Here is a 14990-nt window from a genome sequence, read left to right as displayed (position 1 = left end):
TGATCACGCTTATATGGAATTTTGTGGGATTTTTTGCAAATGAGTTCTGATACAGAGCCAAACATTGTAGGAGTTTTGTTTGACGATCACACAATAATCCAAAGCAAAGAGATGCAAAACCAACTGGAATCCAAGGGATATGGAGAGACAAGACAGGGAAAATTCCTGCTAAAACCGTTTGAGACACTATATTTTCTGTTCTACAAAAAACTTGATTTGTCGAAGGGTAAAAAGAAAATAGACTTTGAGCAGATGCTATCCATCGCCTCAGAAAAGGACGAAAATGCGCTGACTAAATTTCTAATTTACCGCGATTTGCGGGTACGTGGCTATGCAATCAAAGACGGATTTGGGTTTGGGGCTGACTTTCGTGTGTATGAGCGAGGGCAGTTCGGGGAAAAGGGCGCAAAATATTTGGTGTTTGGCCTAGCCGAAGGCAAGCAGGAAAAAATGGGAACGCTACAAAAAAATATTGATGAAATCACAAAGATGGGAAAAGAACCAATACTTGCCGTAATTGAACGAAGAGGCGAAGTAATCTATTATAAAATATCCAATGTGAGGTTTATGGAAAACACAAAAAATATCGATTCGTCTGGTTTTGTGTTTAGCTAAGTGTATCTATTACCCACTGTGAGTCGTATTTTACAAGATTGTTCTTGTATGCGTCTGTAAAGTCGTATACTTGGACGTATTTTGTCTCGTTATTCCACAGTCGCTCAAAGTCGCCTATTTTGATATCTACTCTTGGCCTATCATTCCATGAAGTATAAACATCGACGGATTCGAAATTTCGATTTTCCGTGTTAAATGTCTCATTGGATGTACCAGTATATGTCACAATTTCGCCTTGCTCGTCTCGAAATATCCCAATTCTCTCAGAAAAAGAGCCATCAACATGTTCTGATCTTGGGATTGCTATTTTGATCTGGATTTTGTTTTTTTGTACTAGCTTCTGTAAAATGTCCAGCTTATTACCTCGAATTTCGCCAGGCGAGAACGTTTCATTTTTTTTGTTGAAAATTTTACCCAAAATATCCAAGTCTGTAGTGGAATAACGATGACCAGTGATGATTCGTATCTTTCCGTCATGATCTGTAAAGTTTTGCAGGCCCAAAGACAAAGTTGAGATGCTCTTTAGGGTGATATATTGAACTGCTCTATCATATTCTACGGAATTTGAAAGGCATGGGATGAAAAATTCTGTTACTAGGTTGTCTATGTCTGTTCTATACTGTAGTTTTAGTGGGATGTCTTTGAGTGCCATAATTTTTTTGGGAATTGATGTTATTTAAATGCAAAATTTATCACTCTTAGTGTATAATATTATAGAATGATAGTTCGAGCTGCAACAAAAAACGACATTGATTCTATCTTGTTGTTATTGTACGAGCTTGGTAGACCAAAACCTAGAACCAAATCCCAAAAAACAATGTTTGAAAAACAAGTTTTGCAATATATCAAGAAAAAACAACTCGTAGTGGCGCAAGTCGACTCTGAAGTAGCTGGTGTAATTAGCATGATTCTGACGCCACGACTAAACCGAACTAGTTCAGAAATGTACATTCCAGAACTGGTCGTATCTAACACTCATCAAAAAATGGGAATCGGTAAAGCCCTCATTAATCATGCTATATTATTGGCGAAAAAGCAAAACTGCTTTAGAATTAGGCTAGAATCTGGACATGCGAGAAGGGAATCACATGAGTTCTATTCTAATTTGGATTTTGTTCAGTATGCCAAAACATTCAAGCTTGATTTGGAAAAGTGAGTGCTCCCGCCGGGATTTGAACCCGGGATCACTGCCTTGAGAGGGCAGTATGCTTAACCGGACTACACCACAGGAGCTTCAAAAAAAGCCGTGGATTCTAGCAATTTAAAGGAATGCTATTCGATTGATTGGTTAAAAAATAATCATTACTACATTTAAGAAAATTAAAAATCAATTTTTGTTATTGCAGGTCCAGGATCTAGTAGGTAAACTTTCCTTATCGAATAATATGGTAGGCCTTGGCGGATGCAAAACACATGGAACAACACTCGATTGCTGCGAATATGACATTACGGTGTTTGATGACAAATCAGGAATTGATACAAAAATCATAGATGGAATCTTAGTGCAAATCCATCATGGTAAAATAAACGAGACAGATCCAGATGTTTTGCAAAAATATGAATCCATGCAGATTCTCTCCGATCCGTCCTGGGAGCTTCGAACATTATTATCAAAAACAAAAGAAAAGCAGGAAAAGATTCGTAATTCCGTGGCAAAAAAAACATTAGTTGATGCGGCATTTTTTGCAATCCGTGCAAAGCAAAATATCAATGATGAGTTTGCAGCAATCTGGACAAAATGTGCAGCCTATCTAATTTGTGATGGACTAGTCCTACTAAACTCAAAGCAGCGCAGTCCGACACACATGCTCGAATTTATCCGCAAATTTGAGAAAAACAACAAAAATCAATACTTTTCTAACATAACAGAAGTTCTTGGACTGGAAAGAGCAACACATTCACTTTTAGAGCGAATGGTAAAATCCACAATCGGTTTCTCAGACATGACTGAGAATTCTTCACACGGTACCATAATACAGAAAAAATACGAATTTCTTACAGCAAACTCGCTATTGTCTGATTGCTACTTTTATCTGGGTTACATAAACAAAAACAATATTGTAACAATACGTGATTCCATTCATAAAAAGCCAGAACTAATACATGTTCTAAAAACCGCGATGGACTTGGAGTACGACATAATCAAACTAGAGCAGCAAGCCATACTATTGCACAAAATAGCAAATGAACTTTTACGTCTGCAAAACTTTGCATAAAGGTTATTCTTTTATTTCAATCTAACAACCTTTAAAACACTCCAAACGGTTACTATTTTATGGTAGATCAAGCTTGCGGATGCGAAACACAAACAGGCGATCCAGAATTTCAATGCGATTGTGAAATGCAAGGTCACTGTCTGTGTAGTGCAGACTGTCATTGCAAGGCTTCTGTTTGCAAAGAAGCGGTATCAAGGTTAAGTTAAACTTAACCTACTTTTTGTTTTTATTTTTTGTATCTAGATTAGTTTTTCGTCTTCAGGATCAAGGCCCCATGATTTTACAAGTTCTTTTTGGAATTTCTCAAGCTGGGTCTCGTTTAATGCGTTGCCACAGTTTTTACAGGTTGGAACCACGACCATTCCAACCAGTTTGTATTCAATATCAAACATGTGAACTTTGGTACATTCGCACATTTCTATTTGGAAAACCAAATTGCCTCTATATTTGCTTAGCTTAGATAAACAACATTTAACTAACCAAAATCAACTATATGTATAGTTGAAGACGTTTTTAGTGGCATTACTTTCCATATCACTTTTAGCATCCGGATTATCACAGGGGGCCAGTGCCCAGATCCAAGCGGGAGGAGTAAACAAGGAAGGCTCTTGGTATATTGGCGAAGGCCTCAAAAAAGGAGATCAGTTCAGCTACAACCTATGTCATGTTTACTACAAGGACTGCACACCATTCAAGATTGACTTTTGGGTGGAGGGTAGTCAACAAGTCGGTAGCGAAGACCAGTGGAAGCTCCAAGTCGTAGTTTATGATGGCGGCAAAGTCCACAAGGGAACGATCAACCTAGGTAAAATTGCCGCTGAGCCGATAGGAAGTACTAAAAACCTAATTCCACACGCAGCTGCTTTCAAGTCGTCACTCTCTTGGCTTTCCGCATATGCGACAGCAGACACAGGTGATCTGACCGGCAAGGGTCCAAAGAAATTCTCAATGCCGTCATGGGGCAAAATTGGAAACATTGGTGGAGAGCAGATTATCCCCGCGGCAGAAGAAAATATTCCAGTTCCGGCAGGCGTATTTGATACGATTCGAGTTACATGGAAGACGGGCGGCAAAGTTAACAATGTCTGGGTTGTGGACAATTTCCCGTTCCCAGTAAAAGCTGACACATACGCGCATGTTTCACAAGGAGTCCCACCACAAGAGTACAGATTTGAATTATTGAATTTTCAGCGAGATGTCACCAAGAATCCATTTGAGAAAATAGTGGATACTGGCGCAGTCGCTGTAGGAGCAGACTGTCCTACCATCACTGAAGACTTTGCATATGTTACTAAAAACACAAACACTAACACCATGATAATTAGCGTGAAATATTCTCCAAAGAACCCCAAGCAAGGATGCCCAATGGACATGATTATTGATTTCAAACGTAAGGTAAACCAAGAGGAATTTGAAAACGAGGTTCACTATGACGTTTTGGTGGTAAAGGCAGGAGCATCTGGCACAGAAATTGTAAGATCAATTGCTAAAGAGGCAAATCGCGATGCACTCTTTACAACCGGAGGCCAAGTTCGAACAACAATTGACATCAAAGAATCTGGCAAAACTACCTATGCGATATATGTCAAAGGCACAGGCCCAGAAGTTGCACCAGACCCGCTAAAGGGGGGGTATGTCATATTTGATGTAAATGTTCAGTCGGGCACCGGAGCAACAACTCCACCGCCAACCACAACACCAAAACCTGGAGAAATAGTAATTCCGTCTTGGATAAAGACAAATGCCAAGTTCTGGTCAGACGGTAGCATCACAGACAAGGACTTTGTCTCTGGCATTCAATATTTGATTAATCAAAAAATAATAAAGATTCCAACCAGCACATCTACTGGAGTAAAAAGCGACACCATACCATCCTGGGTAAAGGACGCAGCCAAGTTATGGGCAGAGGGGCAAACAACCAACAAGGACTTTGTCAACGGCCTGCAGTATCTAATAACAAACGGAATCATCAAATTAAAGTCCTAGAAAATCCAAACAATTGGTTCGCAAAGCACTCTTCATACCATTAGGAATAATGCTGGGAGCTGCCGCAATTGGACTTTCATTTCCTCTTCTGACTGGGGTTCCGGGAACCGAGCAGAATATCATTCCTAGATTTGCAAGCCAGTGGCATGTTGGAAAAGGAGTAGAAGAGCAACCAGTCCTGCAATATTTGGTAAATTATCAGGATAAGGAATTTTTGGCAAAGATTGCTTTTTTGGAAAAAACAGGCGACACTGAAAAAATCCACCTCACAATAGATGACAAAAAAACAGGCCAACACATAGAGCAAGAGCTGCAAATTGGTGAGGCCTTTGTCTTTATTGGAGTAAACGATGAGATGAAACCATACATTCAGGCACTAGACAGTTCAGTCTTTTCAGTCAGGGACACTCTGACTGGCCCCAAATATCTAATAGTTGGAGCCGAATGGGGCACAACATATATCGGCAAATTTACTCCAAAACTAAAGGTGAAAGAATATGTGGACTCCGAGTTTGAGTTTGGCACACTCAAAACATTTGTGGTGTCATACAGAATAAGCGACATTGAAAACAAGCTATGGATTGCAGATAATTTTCCACTCCCTACAAAAGCGCAATACTATACAATAGACGGCGCACTGGACTATTCTTATGAGCTGGTAGCGCTAGAACCATGAGCTCTATCATAGACATGCTCTAGCAACCAATTGCAAAACTCGTTTACCCTATTATCAAAGAAACACCAAATGTGCAGAGAATGTGGCAAAATGTCTATTCTACCGCCATCAAATGTCACGCGAACGCCTTCCTTTCCCTCATACATGTAAGCGTCATCTATCTTAGCAGGGCCGAAAATCTTGGCAGCAACGTCCTTGATTTTCTCGCGTGAAATTGCAAAGTTTCTTTTCTGTCTGTCTACTATAATGGATAGGTCGCGCTTGCCGTAAAAGTCAAATTCGTTAATCTTGTTTTCCTGTGGGAAATTTACCAATAACTGGATGTTGTATTTTTTGCCTACATCTAGACCTATCTCTGTTATTTTTGTGTATGCCATTGCGGGATTGTTCCGCAATAGCATCATAATCTGGGGCAGATTTGATTTTAACTGCACCTGCAGATGTGTTGTAATACTAGTAAAACTCAACGATTCTTCCAGCATAATTTGGGTTATATTTTTTCAAGATTGGTTTTTTACAGACTGGAATCACTCTGGTAATATGGCAATGCCTGCTGATTATGATGGAATGCGAGTTGATGAGGCATCAGAGCGGGCAAATTCTGTCGATGACTACAAGGTAACATGTATTCAGTTCATCGAGGACATTTCCAAGGACTATTTGGCCTGGGTTGATAGGTACCAGCTAGAGGCTGAAGAGGACAAAAAAAGAAGGGAGAGAATAGCCGCAGTCATCCAAAAAAGCAACGAGTGGATTGCCAAGGTTTCCCAGACAATCAAGGGAGTAGATGTTGCAATGAATGACGGAATACAAAAAATGGCAGAATCTACAGCAGGCCAGCCATTCCAGCTGGGAGTATTTGTAAACAAACAGTCAGGATATACTAGCTCAAAGCCCGGAATAATAGACGTCAATGTCAAGGCGGCAGGCAGAACCGGAAGAAAGACCAAGATCATCGAGCACTACAAGGGCCAGCAAACCCGAGTCGAGTCGACTGCTAAGGTCTTCATAGACGAGATGAGAATTCCTCAGGAAGAATTTGACCTGATGGATGTGCATCTATATCTAGATGCGACTGCGGCACAGCAACGAGATCTGATATCATTTACTATAACTGTTGCAGAAATGGAAAACGGCTACGAGACTGATAAGCGCGGAGTCTCTACTATAATTCACATTATTTAGTATCTTTGAATCTGATTGCCAGAATTTTGCTTGATAAAAACATGATTAGATTATTTTAGCCTGAATTTTACAAAAACTAAACATATTGCAATGAGTAATAACCATGACTTTCACTGGCTTGTTCTTGTTTTGTAAATATGAAGGTCTGATTCAGCCTAGTTTGATTTGCAAGACTGTACGTACTTCTTGGGCCCGCGCCTCGCCAGGGTATTTCAATTCTGAGATTTTTCTGGCAAGAAATTCATCCGTTACCAGCGATGCCGTCCCGCAATGAGACTTTCCGTCGAACTCTACTGATACTGAATTGTTTACAAGGGCATTTTTTAGCCAGTCCGCATTTTCGTTTCTGCGAGAAAAAAACACCATATTATCATGCCATACTGCGCGCAGCTGAACAGAATGGGATTTGCCTGTCTTTCTGCCCTTTGTTGTCAACGTGGCTCTAAATGCGCCCTTTTGCATGAGGCGTGCCCAAAGTCAAGTAATTTAATCCGATTGATTGAAAATTGTGATTTTTGGCTTGGATAAACTATTTTCAAAATCGTACAGCATGGCAGCACTAGAAGAAATACCACAAAACAACTGCACCGCAGACACATTCACAGGCAAGCGCGTAGTTGACCGAGAGGGAATCAAGTACGGCGAAGTAAAGCACATCCACATCAACTCCAAGACCCTAGCAGTATCTGGAGTCACAATACATCAAGGGTTCCACAAGGATTACTATTTGCCAGCAGAATACATTGACCATTTCACAGAGGAGACTCTTTTACTCTCAAGGTCGCCAGTCAGGACCAACTCCCATGTAACAGACATTGACGGCCACAAGCTGGGCAAGATAAAGCGATTGGTAAAGGACCCGCAGACAAATGAACTACACTCCATCGAAGTATCTGACGGCCTGATTCACACAAGAATCGTTACCAAGTCTGACATTTGGGGTGTTGGAAATAAAGTAATCCTGAAGCTGACAAAAGAACAGTTCAAGAACCTACACTAATTTTTATTTTATTCTTGACTTGCATGCAGCGCAAACCGGCATGCCATTTTGTAGTGCTATCTCAACATTTGAGGAAATATTTACATGACAAACCCCATAATTACTTTATAAAATAATTTGTTATTTTTTTTGTGCGGGCTTTAATACAAAAACCTAGAATTTTATAGCAATATCTGGGAACCATATCAGTGTATTCTATACAAACCAAGGATCTCAAAAAAATCTTTAAGTCCGGAACGGTGGCAATCGACGGAATATCAATTGGTGTAGAGGAAGGCGAGATCTTTGGATTTTTGGGGCCAAACGGTGCAGGCAAAAGCACAACAATGATGATCCTAACCACATTGCTCAAGCCGTCAGGGGGAGAGGCATTTGTCGCAGGGTATAATGTTGCAACTCAGCAAAAAAATGTCCGTGCAAGGATCGGCTATGTACAGCAAGACATAACAATTGATGAATATCTGACAGGCAGGGAAAATCTCTTACTACAGGCAAGGCTAAACCACATCCACAAAGATCAAATAAATTCCAGAATCGAGGAACTTCTAAATCTAGTAGAATTAGACGACAAGTCAAACGACGCGGCCATTACATATTCTGGCGGAATGCGAAAGAGATTGGAAATTGCAGGTGGATTATTGCATAGGCCCAAAGTATTATTTCTAGATGAGCCGACTGTGGGCCTTGACATACAAACTAGGCAGAAAATCTGGGAATATATCAAAAAAATCCACAATGAATACAAGATGACTATTTTTCTTACTACCCATTACATGGAGGAAGCCGACAAGCTTTGCGGGCGAGTCGGAATAATAGACCACGGCAAAATTCAGACAATAGGTGCTCCTTCAAGTCTCAAAAATGCACTTGGTGGAGGCATAATTTCCCTCACAATACAGGAAAATCCGGCAAAGGCCGAGCTTGTCTCAAAAATAAAACAAATCGAGTTTGTGCGCGACGCCACGATTCTAGACGATATCATTACCGTTTTTTCCGCAAAGGGAACTGAGGTTGCCCCAATGATACTTTCTCTTTCTTCTAGTCTTGGTATTGTAATAAAATCAGTGTCCATAAAGCAGCCGACACTTGACGACGTGTTTCTTTCTTTTACCGGCCATGACATGCGCGACGACAACACTCGGAAATCATATGATAGAAGAAAGGAATACCGCAAAATGCAGAGGATGAAGGCATGATGCTATATGATACCTATACTGTGTTTTGGCGCGAGCTGAAAAGATACCGCAAATCCCGAAGCGGAGTCTTGATCAGACTGATCCAACCCGCAATCTGGATAATTGTAATAGGACACACCTTTGCTGGAACACAACCCCTTATCCAGTCTGTGGGTTTTGATGGAAGCTATCTGGAGTTCATGGCGCCTGGAGTCATAATTCTGACTGCGATATTTACCAGTGTTTTTGGCGGTGTAAACACATTATGGGACAGAAGGTACGGATTCATGAACAAGGCGCTGGTGTCTCCAGCTTCAAGATCATCAATTGCGCTTGGAAAAATGCTTGCGATATCTATGATCTCTGCAATACAGTCGGCATTGATAATTGGAATTGCTATTCTAATTGGTGTCACATTTTCAAACCTCTTGGTAATCATTCCAATAATGGCAATTGTAATTTTATTTTCTTTAGGATTTTCCGGAATTTCCGTAATTGTGGCTGCCACTGCAAAATCGCAAGAGACGTTCTGGGGAATAATAAATTTTCTTGGGATGCCGCTTTTCATGCTAAGTCCTGCTTTATTCCCATTGGAATTGCTCCCTGACTGGCTTGCGACAGTTGCTAGGCTAAACCCTGTTACCTATACCGTTCTTCTAGTGCGTGAAATGATGACTGGTGTGACGGAAGGCGTGTCTGCAGTAATGAGCCTGGGCATAATTGGCGCATTTGTGGTCTCGATGTTAGTTATTGCAAGCTATGTCTTTACGCGCGAAGTCAACAAACCGTTCTAAGTGTCAAAAATTGACCTAAACTTCAACTATTCCTAACTTGGCAGATCTTTTGCCGAAATAGCCAACAATGCGTAAATGCAGCTAAAAATAGCTACGATAGTAGCGTTTTTTGTTTTTACTATGGTATTATCCCAGCCTGCGCTGGCAGCCGTGAATTATCCACATGTATCCAGCTTTGGAACACAGGGGCTAGTCAAGACCGGCGCATTTAACTATCCTCAATATGCCGCACTAGATGATTCCGGCAACATCTATGTCACAGATCTTGGAAATGCGCGAGTCCAGAAATTTGACAACGATGGCGAATTCCTACATGCATGGGGCTCCAAGGGAACTGGCAAGTCTGAGTTTCAAGAACCTGCAGGAATTGCAGTGGGCGGAGGCCACGTCTATGTGGTAGACCATGAACAAAACGTTATAAAAAAATTTAACACCAATGGAAACTTTGTCTCCTCGTGGGGAGGAACAGGAACCGAGCCGGGCAAGCTAAATCTTCCAAATGGTATTGCAGTGTCCAAAGACAATTTTGTTTTTGTTGTTGATACGGGCAACTCGCGGGTTCAAAAATTTGATTCTACTGGAAAATTTATGTCCATCATTGGCTTTAGTGGAACATCTGATGGCGGATTTCTAACACCGCTTGGAATAGCATTGGATTCAGACGGGAATGTTTTCGTCGCTGATGCTGGAAACAAAAAAATTCTTAAATTCAACTCTAATGGGGCATTTTTAACCAGCTATAGTTCTTCAGTTGGTGGTCTTGCTATTTCTCCAGACGGAATTGATATTGATTCGGGATCAAATCTGATCCTTGCAGATTCTATCAATAATAGAATCGTAGTGTTGGACAAAGATGGAAAGTCAGTGACCGTCTTTGGCAAGACAGGAATAGGCAATTCTCAATTTAAGATGCCAAAGGATGTTGTGGTAGACTCTGATGGCGATTTGTTTGTAGTGGATTCTAGCAATCACAGAATTCAAAAGTTTGGCTCCAAAGACACCGCAACAGAGAGCACAACTACAACCCCCAAAACAACCACAACTACCACAAAACCCTTAGGAACTGATTTCAAAAAACCCACAATCACACCTCCAAAGGACCTTTACGTAGAGGCAACAGGTGGCCTGACCAGAGTATCTATAGGCCAAGCGATTGCAACTGACATATCTGGCATAAAATCCCTTAACAGCAACGCACCAGAGGAATTCCCGCTTGGTATAACCACAGTAATCTGGACTGCAATAGACAATGCCGGAAACATGGGAATTGCGACCCAGACCATTACCGTTGGCGATTCCACACCCCCAGTAATTTCTGGGTTGACTGATATCACACTAGAAGCAAATGGTGCTCAAAACACTGTAAGCCTTGGCAACCCAACAGTAAATGATTCGGTTGGAGTCTTATCAATAGAAAACGATGCACCAGATACATATCAATATGGAGAGACAATAGTCACCTGGACTGCAATCGATGTTGCAAAAAACGAGGCAATTGTAACACAGACCGTAACAATAATTGACACTAAACCGCCAAAGGTAAAGACACCATCTGCAATAACTTATGAGGCAACAAGCCTTGATCAGAACTCTGTGGAATTAGGCCAGCCATCAGTCACCGATAATTCTGAAATATCATCAATTACAAATGATGCGCCGCAATCTTTTCCACTGGGTGAGACCACTGTAACGTGGGCCGCAGTGGACTTAGCTGGAAATGTAGGTTCTGCAACGCAAAAGGTCACCATAATAGATACAACAAAGCCAGCAATTCTACCGATTTTAGACCTAACAATAGAGGCGATATCTGAAAAGCAGAACATAGTTTCTCTGATTCCACCAAATGCAACCGATATTCAAGCTGTCACCATAACTAACAATGCACCGACTTTTTTCCCGATAGGTGATACCAAAGTAACATGGATGGCAAAGGACGTTTCTGGAAACAATTCTACCATAAACCAGACAATCACAATAGTAGATACTTTGGCCCCAACCTTGATTGTTCCAGCCGACGTAACCAAAGAGGCGACTGGCAAGACAGGCAACATTGTATCTCTTGGCGAGCCTGTAGCAACTGACGCAACAGGTGTATCATCAATTAGTCACAATGGATCTTCAGATTATCCGTTTGGAACCACTATAGTAGCTTGGACTGCAACTGATAATTATGGAAATACAGTATCTAAGACCCAAAATGTCACCATTATAGATACTACCGCTCCTGGAATCTCCGCCCCGCCAAACATTATCTTTGAGGCAACAGACACAACCGGAAATATCGTGAAACTTGGAACTCCAAAGACGACTGATCTAGTCGAAGTAGCATCTGTTACTAGCGATGCGCCAGAATCATTCTCACTAGGAGACACCAGTATAACTTGGACTGCAACTGATACTTCGGGCAACACAAAAACCTCCACACAACTAGTCTCTGTAGTAGACACAACAGCGCCAGTAATCTATGTTCCAGCTGATGTAATACAAGAGGCAACAGGAAAGGAGGGAACACAAGTATCGATTGGGGATGCCAAAGTAAGCGATGTAATCAAGGTCGAATCCGTTACTAGCGATGCACCGGAGTCATTCCAATTGGGCGAGACCATTGTAACCTGGACTGCAACAGATTCATCAGGAAATATCTCGACTGCAAATCAAAAAGTCACCATTATCGATACCACCGCACCAAGCATTATGGCACCGTCTGATATCACCCAAGAGGCAACATCTGCTTCAGATAATGTGGTATCATTTCAATTACCAACTGCATCTGATACAATAAGCGAAGTTAACATAACTAGCGATGCACCAGAGTCATTCCAATTGGGCGAGACCATTGTAACCTGGACTGCAACCGACTCTGCTGGAAACACAAGCACTGCCACTCAAAAAATAACAATAGAAGACACCACAAAACCGACAATTTCTGCACCGTCTGATATCACCCAAGAGGCAACATCGAAACTGGAAAACAGAGTAACCCTAGAGACGCCATCAGTATCGGATAACGTCGGAATTGAATCCATTACTAACAATGCACCTGAATTCTTCCCAGTAGGGGATACAATTGTAACCTGGACTGCAACAGATTCATCCGGTCTGATATCTACTGTGGAGCAAAAAGTAGGTATTGTGGACACCACCAAACCAGAAATCCGCGTATTTGATATCACGGTAGAAGCAACAAACGAGAACAAGAACGCAGTTGACTTTGGAAATATCAAGACAAATGATCTAGTTGAGGTGGTATCAGTAACTAACGATGCACCAGATTATTTCATGCTAGGAGTAACCACTGTCACCTGGACTGCAACAGATGAGGCTGGAAACTCGGCTACTGTAAGTCAGACTATAACTGTACAAGACACGACATCGCCAATTATCACAATACCATCAGATGTATCCTTTGAGGCAACATCGCCGACTGATAATGCGGTATCTCTTGGCGAACCAATAGCATCTGACACGGTAAGTGAGGTTACGATATCAAACGATGCACCAAAATCATTCTCACTGGGTGAAACCCTAGTCACCTGGGTAGTAAGCGATTCATCGGGCAACTCGGCTACCGCCACTCAAAAAATCACAATATCTGATAATACAAATCCAATTATCACATCGCCAGCAGATATCACCCAAGAGGCAACCTCGTCATCTGATAATGTTGTAGAATTGGGAGAAGCAAAAGCAGAAGATAAAGTTGCACTGGTATCAGTTGAAAACGATGCACCAGAGTCATTCCAATTGGGCGAGACCATTGTAACCTGGACTGCAACCGACTCTGCTGGAAACACAAGCACTGCCACTCAAAAAATAACAATAGAAGACACCACAAAACCGACAATTTCTGCACCGTCTGATATCACCCAAGAGGCAACATCGAAACTGGAAAACAGAGTAACCCTAGAGACGCCATCAGTATCGGATAACGTCGGAATTGAATCCATTACTAACAATGCACCTGAATTCTTCCCAGTAGGGGATACAATTGTAACCTGGACTGCCAAGGACAGCACGGGCAACTCAGAGTCGGTATCTCAAAAGATTACCATAGTTGATACTGTTCCACCAAAGTTTTCTAAAATGTCAGATAATACCGTAGAAGCGACAAGCAAGGATGGCAATTCTGTGACCCTAGTAGTACCAACTGTCTTTGATATTTTGGATATTACATCATTGACCAATGACGCTCCATTACAATTCCCGCTGGGAGAAACAACAGTTACCTGGACTGCAACAGACGAGGCGGGCAACTCAGCCACTGCAACACAACGAATCACCATACAAGATACGACATCGCCAATAATTACGCCACCAGAAGACGTTACCGTGGAGGCAACATCATTTAGAGAAAACACTGTATCTCTTGGAGAAGCAGATGCAGCAGATCTAGTGGAAATATCCACAATAACAAACGATGCACCATCTGTGTTCCAATTGGGCGAGACCATTGTAACCTGGACTACAACTGACCTGTCAGGAAACATAGCGTCTGCAACCCAGAAAATCACTCTAGTAGACACTACTACACCAAAAATAACACAACCTGAAGGCTTGATAGTAGAGGCTACATCTGCAACGCAAAACATAATTTCATTATCATTACCAATTGCACAAGACACAGTAAGCGACGTTCACATCGAAAACGATGCACCGTCTGTATTTGCGCTAGGCGATACCATTGTAACCTGGACTGCAACAGACGAGGCAGGAAATACATCCACCATAACACAAAAGGTAACTGTGGTAGATACTTCAACACCAACACTGGCCATTCCTGATAATATAGTGATTGATGCAACATCGCTCAAGACACCAGTATCCGTGGGTGTTGCAACCGCGACTGATCTTACGGATGATACGCCAAACATAACTAACGATGCCCCAGAAACATTTCCACTTGGACAGACAATAGTAACTTGGACAGTACAGGACATGTTCGGCAACTCGATGAGCAAAACCCAGACAGTAAATGTGGAAGCATGCGGCAAACCAGAATCGTCATACAATGTCATAATCGGTACAGAAGACGACGATATTCTAGTAGGGACAAATCGAGCTGACCTAATAATCAGCCTTGGAGGAGACGATATCATAACTGCAGGTAAAGGAAACGACTGTATTTTGGCAGGTGACGGTGATGACATCATATATGGAAACGAAGGAAACGACTACATCAATGGCGGAGACGGCGCAGATATACTCAAGGGACAGTCTGGCGAGGATTTCCTAATTGGATTGACTGGTGTTGATATAATTGATGGCGGTGATGATTCAGACTCTTGTATAGTATCGGAAAATGACGATGACATTCTCATAAAATGTGAATAAGTCTAGAATTAA

Annotated in this window: 13 protein-coding genes and 1 tRNA gene; 10 read left to right on the top strand and 4 right to left on the bottom strand. The window is 41.7% G+C overall.

From position 1 onward, the window contains the following. The first annotated feature begins 39 nt into the window (after positions 1 to 39). Complete coding sequence (endA, locus tag FJ354_01805; protein MBM3905404.1) at positions 40 to 615, top strand: tRNA-intron lyase; 576 nt, start codon at positions 40 to 42, stop codon at positions 613 to 615. Here the strand turns inward: endA and FJ354_01800 are convergent. Continuing rightward, complete coding sequence (locus FJ354_01800) at positions 608 to 1267, bottom strand: DNA repair helicase (protein ID MBM3905403.1); 660 nt, start codon at positions 1265 to 1267, stop codon at positions 608 to 610. The two genes, endA and FJ354_01800, sit on opposite strands and share 8 nt — an antisense overlap. A 66-nt stretch (positions 1268 to 1333) precedes the next feature. Here FJ354_01800 and FJ354_01795 point away from each other — a divergent pair, with 66 nt between their 5' ends. Then, positions 1334 to 1771, top strand: a complete 438-nt coding sequence (locus tag FJ354_01795; GenBank protein MBM3905402.1) for a GNAT family N-acetyltransferase — start codon at positions 1334 to 1336, stop codon at positions 1769 to 1771. Between the two features lies 1 nt (position 1772). On the opposite strand, the gene FJ354_01790 is transcribed toward FJ354_01795, so the two are convergent. After that, positions 1773 to 1848 (bottom strand) — tRNA-Glu (locus FJ354_01790). Positions 1849 to 1916: 68 nt separating this feature from the next. Here FJ354_01790 and FJ354_01785 point away from each other — a divergent pair. The 3 genes from FJ354_01785 (at position 1917) to FJ354_01775 (ending at position 5493) form a co-directional block, all read left to right on the top strand. Further along, positions 1917 to 2831 carry a hypothetical protein gene (locus tag FJ354_01785; GenBank protein MBM3905401.1) on the top strand — a complete coding sequence of 305 codons (915 nt, stop codon included), beginning with the start codon at positions 1917 to 1919 and terminating at the stop codon, positions 2829 to 2831. A 501-nt stretch (positions 2832 to 3332) separates the two neighbouring features. Then, entirely contained in the window at positions 3333 to 4817 is a 1485-nt protein-coding gene (locus tag FJ354_01780) for a peptidase (GenBank protein MBM3905400.1), read from the top strand. A 13-nt stretch (positions 4818 to 4830) separates the two neighbouring features. Next, on the top strand, positions 4831 to 5493 hold the full coding sequence (locus tag FJ354_01775; protein MBM3905399.1) for a hypothetical protein: 663 nt from the start codon (positions 4831 to 4833) through the stop codon (positions 5491 to 5493). On the opposite strand, the gene FJ354_01770 is transcribed toward FJ354_01775, so the two are convergent. Beyond that, the gene (locus FJ354_01770) at positions 5466 to 5960 is read right to left on the bottom strand and encodes a hypothetical protein (GenBank protein ID MBM3905398.1); all 495 of its coding nucleotides are present in this window, start codon (positions 5958 to 5960) and stop codon (positions 5466 to 5468) included. The genes FJ354_01775 and FJ354_01770 overlap by 28 nt on opposite strands. A gap of 73 nt (positions 5961 to 6033) precedes the next feature. Between FJ354_01770 and FJ354_01765 the strand changes: the two genes are divergently transcribed. Further along, a complete protein-coding gene (locus FJ354_01765) occupies positions 6034 to 6678 on the top strand; it encodes a hypothetical protein (GenBank protein ID MBM3905397.1) in 645 nt (214 codons plus the stop codon). 150 nt (positions 6679 to 6828) lie between these two features. Here FJ354_01765 and FJ354_01760 read toward each other — a convergent pair whose 3' ends face one another. Next, positions 6829 to 7140: a DUF385 domain-containing protein gene (locus FJ354_01760; GenBank protein MBM3905396.1), complete on the bottom strand. Its 312-nt coding sequence runs from the start codon at positions 7138 to 7140 to the stop codon at positions 6829 to 6831. An 88-nt stretch (positions 7141 to 7228) separates the two neighbouring features. On the opposite strand from FJ354_01760, the gene FJ354_01755 reads away from it, so the two are divergent. From FJ354_01755 to FJ354_01740, 4 genes are all read left to right on the top strand, one after another. Next, a complete protein-coding gene (locus tag FJ354_01755; GenBank protein ID MBM3905395.1) occupies positions 7229 to 7678 on the top strand; it encodes a hypothetical protein in 450 nt (149 codons plus the stop codon). A 188-nt stretch (positions 7679 to 7866) separates the two neighbouring features. Further along, positions 7867 to 8874 carry an ATP-binding cassette domain-containing protein gene (locus FJ354_01750; GenBank protein ID MBM3905394.1) on the top strand — a complete coding sequence of 336 codons (1008 nt, stop codon included), beginning with the start codon at positions 7867 to 7869 and terminating at the stop codon, positions 8872 to 8874. Beyond that, complete coding sequence (locus tag FJ354_01745; protein ID MBM3905393.1) at positions 8871 to 9647, top strand: ABC transporter; 777 nt, start codon at positions 8871 to 8873, stop codon at positions 9645 to 9647. The genes FJ354_01750 and FJ354_01745 overlap by 4 nt, the downstream gene beginning before the upstream one ends. Before the next feature lie 75 nt (positions 9648 to 9722). Further along, on the top strand, positions 9723 to 14978 hold the full coding sequence (locus FJ354_01740; GenBank protein MBM3905392.1) for an HYR domain-containing protein: 5256 nt from the start codon (positions 9723 to 9725) through the stop codon (positions 14976 to 14978). Positions 14979 to 14990: the final 12 nt, after the last annotated feature.

Source organism: Nitrososphaerota archaeon, from assembly GCA_016872055.1.
GTDB lineage: Archaea > Thermoproteota > Nitrososphaeria > Nitrososphaerales > Nitrosopumilaceae > Nitrosotenuis.
Note: the sequence above shows the minus strand (reverse complement) of the source record. Positions and strands in the feature narration are given on the sequence as shown.